The following is a 10,252-nucleotide window of genomic DNA, read 5'->3' as shown; positions in this document are numbered from 1 at the left end:
CGATGCGGATCGCCGGATCGGCCATCGGCCCAGCACCGCCTCGGGTGCGCCGCGCGCCGCGATCACCCGGTCGATCGCGCCGATCACCCGCGCGCGGTCGTCCTCCGCCCCGCGCTCGATCAACGTGAAGAGCCCGTCCTGCGGTGCCAGCGCCTTTGCCAGATCGGCCGAACGCAGGCTGACGCCCGCGATGCGCCAATCCCCGCCCGATGCCGCGAGCGCCGCGTCGGTGATCGCCGCCTGATGGGCGCGGTGAAAGGCGCCTGCGCCGAGATGCAGGATGCCCACCCCATGCGCCGCCGGGTCATAGCCGGGGGCTACGCCTTGGGGAAGCTGCGCCAGCGCGCTGCGCGACAGCCGGTTCATGGCCTGAGCCCATGCGTCGAATGTTCGAGCGCGGTCATGACGCCGCGCAGTTCGGCCAACCCCTTGAGCCGCCCGATCGCCGGATAGCCCGGCTGGGCCTTGCGTTTGAGATCGTCGAGGATGTCCTGCCCGTGATCGGGGCGGAACGGGATCGAGGCGTCGGCGCGGCCCTCGACCCGGCGCCGGGCCTCCTCGCGCAACACCGCGGCGATGAACGCCACCATGTCGGTGTCGCCGCCCAGATGCTCGGCCTCGTGGAACGAACAGGGCGTGCCGTCGCCCTCGCGCGCGACGTTGCGCATGTGCAGGAAATGCACCCGGTCGCCGAGCCGCGCCATCATGCCGGGGATGTCGTTGTCGGCGCGCGCCCCGAGAGAACCGGAGCAGAGCGTGATGCCGTTGGCGCGAAGCTCCACCGCCTCCATCACCGCGCGGTAATCGGCTTCGGTCGACATCACGCGCGGCAGGCCGAGCAGGGAAAACGGCGGGTCGTCCGGGTGGCAGCAGAGCCGAAGCCCCAGCCGCTCGGCCTCGGGCGCCACCTCGGAGAGGAAATCGACAAGATGGCCGCGCAGCGTCTCGGCGCTCATCTCCGCATATTCGGCCAGATGCGCGCGCACGTCCTCGAGCGTGAAATGCTCGGCCGCCCCAGGCAGGCCGAAGACCACGTTGGTCGCGAGACGGCGGCGCGTGTCCTCGTCCATCCGCGCGAAACGCTCGGCCGCGATCTCGGCCACGCCCTCGGGAAAGCTCTCGGCCGCGCCGGGGCGCTTCAGGATATGGATATCGAAGGCCGCGAAGTCGTGCAGATCGAAGCGCATCGCCGTGCCGCCATGCGCAACCCGGTGGGCGAGATCGGTGCGAGTCCAGTCGAGAACCGGCATGAAGTTATAGCAGATCACCTCGATGCCCGCGGCGGCGAGGGTCTCCATGCTCTGCTTGTAGGCCGTCACGTGGTCGCGCCAGTCGCCGCTCTGCTTCTTGATGTCCTCGGACACCGGCAGGCTTTCGACCACCTCCCAGGCGAGACCCGAGGCGCTGCCATCGGCCCGCGTCGCGATCTCGCGCTGCCGCCGCGCGATCTCGTCCGATGACCAGACCGCACCGGTCGGCAAATGGTGCAGCGCCGAGACCACACCCTCGACCCCGGCCTGCATCATCTCGTCGATGCCGACCCCGTCCTTTGGCCCGAACCAGCGCCACGTCTGCCGCATGATGGATCTCCTCCCCGTTGGATAAGGAGCCTAGATCGTGATTCGAAAGTTTACAAGTATGGTAGTATGCTTTATCACGGAAACAGGTCTACAGAGAGTGCCATGCCAGCTTCCTCCCCCCTCGCCCTCGACGCTTCCGCCCCGGTCGGCCTTCAGCTCATCGCCAGCCTGCGCGAGCGTATCGTCACCGGCGAACTGCCCCCCCGGCACCCGCCTGTCGGAGCAGGACATCGCCACCGGCTACGGCCTGTCGCGCCAGCCGGTGCGCGAGGCGTTCATCCGGCTCGCCGGGGAAAAGCTGCTCGAGGTGCGGCCGCAGCGCGGCACCTATGTGCGCAAGATCGACGTCTCGGAGGTCGAGGTCTCGCGCTTCGTCCGCGAGGCGGTCGAGGCCGACATCGCCCGCCTCGCGGCCCAAGGCGCCGATGCCGCCGACGTGGCGGAGCTGCGCCGCCAGGTGGCGGAACAGGCCGAGGCGGCGCGGGATGGAGGCCGAAGCTTCGTGCAGCTCGACGAGCTGTTCCACCGCACATTGGCGAAGATCGCCGGGCGCGCGGGGGCTTGGGCGCATCTGCAGCCGATCAAGATGCACATGGACAGGGTGCGCCACCTGACCGCCGCCGAGTTCCCGCTCGACCGGCTGGTCGGCCAGCACCGCGCGATCGTCGAAGCCGTCGCCGCAAAGGACGCCGAGGTCGCCGAGACGGCGATCCGCACCCATCTGCGCGGCGTGCTCGACGACCTGCCCAAGATCGCCGAGGCGCATCCCGATTTCTTCATCGCCGACCCCGCGCAGTAGGCGCGGGGTCTTGGGCGGGGACATCCCGGCCTCGGGCCGACCTGTCGGAGCCGAATGGTGGCGACGCCGACAGGCACCGCTACCTCGTCAGGACGGCGGCACCTCGATCTCCACGACGAATTCCGGTCGGGTGAAGCCCTCTGCCGTGTCCAAAGGCTTCGCCGCGCTCGGCAGACCTATCAGAGAGGCCGGGGGATAAATCCGTTCAGGGAAGGGGTCCTCGGAACCGACGTCACAGGGATGAAGCCGGCTGCCCCGGTTCGAAGCCGAGGCGGGCATGGAACCGGGAGAGCTCGTTTGCAGCCGGTGCGATGTCGCAATAGATCCGCACATAGTCCGGCACCCGGGCCATGCGGGCCGCCCGATCTTCCTGCACCTGCATGGAAATGTAGCCGATCTGGACCAGATAGACCGTGCGCGCCCGGATGTCCGCATCCCCGGCCGCGAACCCGAAGCGCAGGAACATCCTTCGGATGGCGTCCAGCCGTCGTTCGTCCGCGGCGTTGACCCGCGCCATCACCGCATCGGACTTGTGGGCCCAGCCACGCACCGCGAAGTCGAGCTGCGGCTCGAACAGCTCCGGGTCGTGGAACACCACGATCAGGTTGAGCACGGCCTCGGCGATCGTCTCGGCATAGGCGTCGCACGCCGTGATGAAGGCCCCGGTGTTCTTCGCATCCCATTCCTCGATCAAGGCATCGAGCAACGCGTTCCGATCACCGAAGAACCAGTAAAAGCTGGTGCGCGAGAGGCCCAGCCGAGCCGCGAGTGGCTGGATCTTCACCGAATCGAGCCCGGCCTCCAGCAACGCCTGCTTCGCCGCCTCCAGCCACAGCTCGCGCGAACCGCGCCAGCCTGTCGTCTTTTCGGTTTCAATAGGGTGCATCGGCATGCGGCCAGCCTAGAGGCGGCAGGGACGGGCCGCAATGAAAAATACAGTCGTGAACTTTTAATTGACGCATGTGAACATTTTGACGGATCGTCGCCATATCAGGCCACGGAGTCGACCATGTCCCACGATCCCCTGCTCCAACCCTACGACCTCAAGCATCTGCGGCTGAAGAACCGGCTGATGATCACCAGCCACGAGCCGGCCTACCCCGAGGACGGGATGCCCAAGGAGCGCTACCGCGCCTATCACGTCGAGCGCGCGCGTGCGGGCGTCGCGCTGACCATGACCGCCGGTTCGGCCAGCGTCTCCCGCGACAGTCCGCCGGTGTTCAACAACATCCTTGCTTGGAAGGACGAGGTCGTGGGCTGGATGCGCCAGATCAGCGACGCCTGCCACGATCACGGCTGCGCGGTGATGATCCAGCTCACCCATCTCGGCCGCCGCACCCGCTGGGACAAGTCCGACTGGCTGCCTGTCGTCTCCGCCGGGCCTGAGCGTGAGCCCGCGCATCGGGCCTTTCCGAAGATGGCCGAGGATTGGGATATCGCCCGGATCATCGAGGATTACGCCGACGCCGCCGAGCGGATGCAGGCCGCCGGGCTCGACGGGATCGAATTGCAGGCCTATGGCCACCTGATGGACCAGTTCTGGTCGCCGCTGACCAACCAGCTGGACGGGCCCTATGGTGGCGATCTCGACAACCGCCTGCGCTTTACCTTCGACACGCTGCGGGCGATCCGGGCGCGCGTCGGCCCCGATTTCCTCGTCGGCGTCCGCTACACCGGGGACGAGGATCTGCCCGGCGGCCTGACCCGCGAGGACGGGCTGGAGATCTCGGGCCGCCTGAAGGATTGCGGCATGGTCGATTTCCTCAACGTGGTGAAGGGACATATCGACACCGATGCGGGCCTGACAGACGTGATCCCGGTACAGGGCATGCGCAGCGCGCCGCATCTGGAGTTTGCCGGCGAGATCCGGGCGCGCACCGGCTTTCCCACCTTTCACGCCGCCAAGATCCAGGACGTGGCGACGGCGCGGCACGCCATCGCCAGCGGCAAGCTCGACATGGTGGGCATGACCCGCGCCCACATGGCCGATCCGCATATCGTCGCCAAGATCCTGCGCGGCGAGGAGGACCGCATCCGCCCTTGCGTCGGGGCGAATTACTGCCTCGACCGGATCTATCAGGGCGGCATGGCGCTGTGCCTGCACAACCCCGCCACGGGACGCGAGCTGCAGGAGCTGCATCTGGTGCCCAAGGCGGACGCCTCACGCCGGGTCGTGATCATCGGCGCCGGGCCGGCCGGTCTCGAAGCGGCGCGCGTCGCGGCCGAGCGCGGCCATGCGGTGATCGTCCACGAGGCCGCGAACGATCCCGGCGGTCAGGTGCGGCTCACCGCGCTCACCCCGCGCCGGGCCGAGATGATTCAGCTGATCCAGTGGCGCTTCGAGGAATGCCGAAGACTCGGGGTGGGTTTCCGCTTCAACTCCTTCGCCGAGGCCGACACGGTCCGGGCCGAGGATCCCGACGTGGTGATCATAGCCACCGGCGGGCTGCCGCATGTCGCGGTGCTCGACGAAGGCAACGATCTGGTCGTGTCGGCCTGGGACATCCTGTCGGGCGACGCCAAGCCGGGCGGCAACGTGCTGATCTACGACGACGCGGGCGATTACGCGGCGCTTCAGGCGGCCGAAGCCATCGCCGCCACCGGCGCGCGGGTCGAGATCATGACCCGCGACCGCAGCTTCGCCCCCGAGGTCATGGCCATGTCGCTGACCCCCGCGATGCGCGAGCTGCAACGGCGCGACGTGACCTTCACCGTGACGTGGAAGCTCGACGCGGTCGTCCGCGACGGCAACAAGCTGCGGGCGCGGATCGGCAGCGATTACGGCGGCGTCACCCGCGAGCGCGAGGTCGATCAGGTCGTGGTCAACCACGGCACGCGGCCATTGGATGACATCTATTTCGATCTGCGCCCCGAATCGACCAATCTGGGCGAGGTGGATCACGAGGCATTGGTCGACGGTCGGCCGCAGCAGGTCATGCGCAACCCCGAAGGGTCCTACCAACTCTTTCGCATCGGTGATGCGGTCGCGGCCCGCAACACCCATGCGGCGATCTACGACGCGCTGCGGCTGTGCAAGTTGCTTTGACGCATGACGACGGAGCTCGGGGCCCGGACGTGCCTGCGGATTTCGGACCCAGTCGGAAATTCATCTGCCGAGGTCGTATTTCTTGACTTGCGTTCCGTGTCGTCATGCGACTCTCCGACACGACAGGCAGGGTCGGACCAACGCGGCGCATGACCCTCTCGAACAGCGACAAACGACCGGTTTTCTGACGGGCTCGCACGAACCGGCAGATGGGAGATGACCATGCTTCGCGACTCCGACGTCCTTTCCACCCTCCTGCGCCGCAAGCCGGATCATTCGCTGGCGCAGGACCTTTATTGCGACGCGGGCGTGTTCGACGCCGACATGGCGCATATCTGGTATCGCGACTGGCTGTTCTCCATTCCCACCTGCGAGATCCCGAAAGCCGGCAACTATGTCGTGCACGAGGTCGGTGTTTATTCAGTGATAATCGTGCGTGGCGCCGACGGCGAAATCCGGGCCTTCCACAATTCCTGCCGGCATCGCGGGTCTCTGCTTTGCACCGCGAAAAAGGGCACCGGCCCGAAGCTGGTCTGCCCCTATCACCAGTGGACCTACGAGCTTGACGGGCGGCTCTTGTGGGCGCGCGACATGGGACCGGAGTTCGACGCCAGTGCGCATGGGCTCAGATCGGTCCACTGCCGCAATGTCTCGGGCATGGTCTACATCTGTCTGGCCGAGATCGCGCCCCCGATCGAGGAGTTCGTGGCCGAGACCGCGCGCTACCTCGCACCGCACGACCTCGAGAACTCCAAGGTCGCGCATGAGAGCACGATCATCGAGAAGGGCAACTGGAAGCTGGTCTGGGAGAACAACCGGGAATGCTACCATTGCGCGGGCAACCACCCCTCGCTGTGCCGCACCTTTCCCGAAGACCCCCGCGCGATCGGCAACGACGACAGCGGCCAGATGGCCGGGCTTCAGGAAAGCCATACCCAACGCTGCGAAGCGGCGGGCGCGCCTCGGGCTACAGCATATCGGGACTCGGCGACTGGCGCTTCGTGCGCACGCCGCTCCTCGACAAGGCCGAGAGCTACACGATGGACGGCAAGGTGGCGGTCACCAAGCCCAACTCCTCGCTGCCGTTTCGCGACGCAGGCGCGCTGTTGAAGTTCAAATATCCGGGCACCTGGAATCACTTCCTCTCGGATCACGTGATCCTGTTCCGGGTCACGCCGATCGGCCCGATGGAGACCGAAGTGACGACCAAATGGCTCGTGCACAAGGACGCGGTGGAGGGCCGGGACTACGATCTGAAGCGGCTCACCGAGGTGTGGATCGCGACCAATGACGAGGATCGCGAGGTGGTGGAGAACAACCAGCGCGGCATCCTGTCACCGGCCTACAGCCCCGGCCCCTATTCGCCGACGCATGAGGGCGGCAACCTGCAATTCGTGGACTGGTACGCCTCGACCCTGATCCGGGCGATCACCGGCGGGCCTGCCCGCATGGCGGCGGAGTAGCACATGGGCCTGCATGAGGACATCAAGATGAACGAGACGGGCATCTGGACCGACGCGGAGCCGCTGTTGTGCTGCGCCATCGTGCCGGAGGCACCGAACACCGTGACCTTCAGCTTCGTGTCGCCCTCGGGCGCGCAGTTCCGCTACGAGCCGGGACAGTTCGTGACGCTGGAACTGCCGGTCCCGGGCGGCACGGTCTGGAAGACCTACACCATCTCCTCCTCGCCCTCGCGGCCGCTGACGCTCTCGGTCACGGTCAAGGCGCAGGCGGGCAGCATCGGCACGCGCTGGATGCTCGACCATCTGCAGCCGGGCATGAAGATCAAGGCGACGGGCCCGGCGGGGATCTTCACCCTGCCCCGCAACGAGCGGAAGAAATACCTGTTCATCTCGGCCGGGTCGGGCATCACGCCGTCCTTGTCCATGACCACCTATCTCTACGATCGCGGCACCGATATCGACGTCGCCTTCGTCCATTGCGCCCAGCGGCCGCAGGACATCATCTGCCGCCAGCGGCTCGAGCAGATGGCCTCGCGCGTGCCCACGATCCGGCTGTCCTTCATCGTCGAGGAGGACGACCCCTACCGGGTCTGGACCGGGCTTCGCGGACGCCTCAACCAACTGATGATCGGCCTGATCGCGGGCGACTATCTGGAGCGCGAGATCTATTGCTGCGGGCCGGAGCCCTTCATGGACGCGGTGCGCGAGATGCTGATCGCGCTCGGCTGCGACATGGATCGCTATCATCAGGAGAGCTTTGCCGCCCCGGTCAAGAAGGAAGAGCAGCTCCCCGAGCATGACGACCTCGTCCCCGACGAGGAGGCGCTCGCCAGCGTCGCCTTCACCCGCTCGGAGGTCACCGCCGAGTGCAAGGAGACCGACACGGTTCTCGCCGTGGCGCGTGGCGCCGGCATCGTCATCCCCTCGGGCTGCACCTTCGGCGTCTGCGGCACCTGCAAGATCAGGAAGACCGCCGGCACCGTGCATATGGTCCACAATGGCGGCATCTCCGAGGACGACATCGAGGCGGGCTATATCCTCGCCTGCTGCTCGAAACCGATCGGCACGGTGGAACTCGACGTCTGATCCCGCAGGCGCGGCGCGGTGTCGGTTTCTGCAACAGGACTTCGGTGATGTGCAGGCTCGGCGCGCGGATCGATCCCAGGATCGATCTGGCCGATAGGAGAACCGAGATGACCAGCACCCCAGCCTCGCCGCGCGCGCGCAGAGGCGGGCGATCCGCCCGCCATGCGCTGCGGACGGCCCGCGACGACCGGATGATGCCCGGGCTGACGCGCGGCATCCCGGTCTGCGACGTCATGGATGGCGCCCAGGTCGAGCGCATCGACGCGGCCTCGATGGACATCCTCGAAAATGTCGGCGTGCTGTTTCGGGACCCCGTCGCGATCCGCGACTGGCGGGCGGTTGGCGCGAAGGTACAAGGCGAGATGGTCTATCTCGACCGGGGCCTCGTGCGCGACCTGATCGCCACGATCCCGGCGGATTTCACCTATTCGGCGCGCAACCCGGCGAACAACCTGCGCCTCGGCGGGCCGCATTCGATCTTCGTGCCGATGACCGGCGCGCCCTATCTGCGCGATCTCGACGATCGGCGCCGCAGCCCGACGCTCGACGACCTCGCGATGTTCCACAAGCTCAGCCACATGATGCCGGCTCTGCATTCCTCGGCGCATCATATCGTCGAGCCCTGCGATCACCCGATCAGCCACAGGCATCTGCGCATCACCTATTCCTCCATGAAACATTCCGACAAGACCTTCATGGGCATGACGACCAGCCCCCGAAACGCCGAAGACGTCCTGGAGATGTGCGCGATCCTGTTCGGCGAGGCGTTCATGGAGCAGAACCCGGTCACCACCGGCAACTGCAACGGCAACTCGCCGCTGGTCTGGGACGAGACCATGCTGGGCGCGATGCGCGCCTTCTGCCGCCGCAACCAGCCCGTGCTTTGCTCGCCCTTCGTTCTGGGTGGCGCCAACACCCCCGCCTCGGTGCCCGCCACCGTCGCGCAGCTCAACGCGGAAACGCTCAGCGCGCTGGCCTACACGCAAGTCATCCGGCGCGGCTGCCCGGCGATCTATGGCCATTACCTCTCGACCGTGTCGATGCGGTCGGGCGCGCCGATGGCGGGCACGCCCGAGATCAGCCTCATGAACTTCATGATCGGCCAGATGGCGCGCCATTACGGGGTGCCGTGGCGAACCTCGTCGCTGCTTGGCGGCGCCAAGACCTTCGACGCCCAGGCCGGCTACGAGAGCGCCGCGACATTGGCGGCCGTGATCCATTCCGGCGCCAATTACATCTGGCATTCAGCCGGTTGGAACGAAGCCGGGATGCATTGCTCGGTCGCCAAGTTCATCACCGATGCCGAGCAATGCGCCATGGCCTTTCGCATGGCCGAAGGGCCGAAATGGGATGATATCGACACCGCCCTCGCGGCGATTCCCGATGTCGGCCCGGGCGGCCATTACTTGGGCCATCCGCACACGCAGGCGAATTTCCAGACCGCCTTCTTCATGCCCGAGCTGTTCGACAACAATTCGATCGAACAATGGCAGGCCGAAGGGTCGCAGGAGATCACCGGGCGCGCCCTCGCCCTCGCCCGCAAGCTCCTCGGCGAATACCGAGAGCCGAAGCTCGATGAGGCCCGAAACGAAGCCCTGCTCGACTACATCGCCAGGCGCGAACGCGAAATTCCCGCCGCCGAAGCTCTGAATCAGGAGTATTGATGACCACCGCATTGATCGGTTCCGCCCCCAACGGCGATCCCGCGGCCCTGACGGCCCCTGCGCTCGCGGGTGCCCGCGGCGTTCCTCGCATCGCCGAGATCCACCTCTATCAACACGAGCTGCCGGTGAAGGACGGCCCCTACCGGATCGCCAGCAGCACGGTCTGGTCGCTGACCACCACGCTGGTGAAGCTGGTGGCCGAGGACGGCACCACCGGCTGGGGCGAAACCTGCCCAGTCGGCCCGACCTACGCGGAGGCCCATGCCCGCGGCGCGCTGGCGGCGCTGCGGGAAATGGCGCCGGGGCTGGTCGGGACCACGGCCCTGCCCGTCCCGCTGCACGACAGGATGGACGGCCTTCTTTTCGGCCACAACTATGCCAAGGCCGCCATCGACATCGCCGCGCACGACCTCTGGGGCAAGCGCCTCGGGGTCAGCGTCTCCGAGCTGTTGGGCGGCGCGCTGACCGACCGCGTCGCCTCCTATTATTCGATCGGCGTTGCCGAACCGGACGAGGCGGCCCGCATCGCCGCCGAGAAATGCGCCGAAGGCTATCCCCGCCTGCAGGTCCAAGCTGGGCGGTCGCCCGGTCGAGGCCGACATCGAGGCCCTGCG

Annotated in this window: 8 protein-coding genes and 1 pseudogene; 6 read left to right on the top strand and 3 right to left on the bottom strand. The window is 67.0% G+C overall.

Going from position 1 to position 10,252, the window contains the following annotated elements; genetic code table 11:
- Both MBELCI_RS17070 and uxuA read right to left on the bottom strand, forming a co-directional pair.
- Positions 1 to 366: mannitol dehydrogenase family protein (locus MBELCI_RS17070; protein WP_045320416.1), on the bottom strand; the 366-nt coding region annotated here is incomplete at its 3' end.
- The gene (gene uxuA / locus MBELCI_RS17065) at positions 363 to 1,580 is read right to left on the bottom strand and encodes a mannonate dehydratase (RefSeq protein WP_021695498.1); all 1,218 of its coding nucleotides are present in this window, start codon (positions 1,578 to 1,580) and stop codon (positions 363 to 365) included. The genes MBELCI_RS17070 and uxuA, both read right to left, overlap by 4 nt.
- Before the next feature lie 97 nt (positions 1,581 to 1,677).
- On the opposite strand from uxuA, the gene MBELCI_RS17060 reads away from it, so the two are divergent.
- Positions 1,678 to 2,379, top strand: coding sequence for a GntR family transcriptional regulator (locus tag MBELCI_RS17060; protein WP_021695497.1), 702 nt, complete (start codon positions 1,678 to 1,680; stop codon positions 2,377 to 2,379).
- 232 nt (positions 2,380 to 2,611) lie between these two features.
- Here the strand turns inward: MBELCI_RS17060 and MBELCI_RS17055 are convergent, their stop codons facing one another.
- The gene (locus MBELCI_RS17055) at positions 2,612 to 3,265 is read right to left on the bottom strand and encodes a TetR/AcrR family transcriptional regulator (RefSeq protein ID WP_110546609.1); all 654 of its coding nucleotides are present in this window, start codon (positions 3,263 to 3,265) and stop codon (positions 2,612 to 2,614) included.
- A 123-nt stretch (positions 3,266 to 3,388) separates the two neighbouring features.
- Here MBELCI_RS17055 and MBELCI_RS17050 point away from each other — a divergent pair, with 123 nt between their 5' ends.
- The 5 genes and pseudogenes from MBELCI_RS17050 to MBELCI_RS17030 all read left to right on the top strand — a co-directional run.
- Positions 3,389 to 5,425: an NADH:flavin oxidoreductase gene (locus MBELCI_RS17050; RefSeq protein ID WP_021695495.1), complete on the top strand. Its 2,037-nt coding sequence runs from the start codon at positions 3,389 to 3,391 to the stop codon at positions 5,423 to 5,425.
- A 222-nt stretch (positions 5,426 to 5,647) separates the two neighbouring features.
- Positions 5,648 to 6,888: pseudogene (locus MBELCI_RS17045) on the top strand (aromatic ring-hydroxylating oxygenase subunit alpha).
- Positions 6,889 to 6,891: 3 nt separating this feature from the next.
- Positions 6,892 to 7,974: an FAD-binding oxidoreductase gene (locus tag MBELCI_RS17040; protein WP_021695493.1), complete on the top strand. Its 1,083-nt coding sequence runs from the start codon at positions 6,892 to 6,894 to the stop codon at positions 7,972 to 7,974.
- A gap of 107 nt (positions 7,975 to 8,081) precedes the next feature.
- On the top strand, positions 8,082 to 9,638 hold the full coding sequence (locus tag MBELCI_RS17035; protein ID WP_045320417.1) for a trimethylamine methyltransferase family protein: 1,557 nt from the start codon (positions 8,082 to 8,084) through the stop codon (positions 9,636 to 9,638).
- The coding region (locus MBELCI_RS17030) for a mandelate racemase/muconate lactonizing enzyme family protein (protein ID WP_369385487.1) at positions 9,638 to 10,252 on the top strand (615 nt) is incomplete at its 3' end. The genes MBELCI_RS17035 and MBELCI_RS17030, both read left to right, overlap by 1 nt.

Source organism: Limimaricola cinnabarinus LL-001, from assembly GCF_000466965.1.
GTDB lineage: Bacteria > Pseudomonadota > Alphaproteobacteria > Rhodobacterales > Rhodobacteraceae > Limimaricola > Limimaricola cinnabarinus.
The sequence above is the reverse complement of the archived record's forward strand: the minus strand, read 5'-3'. Positions and strand labels throughout refer to the sequence as shown.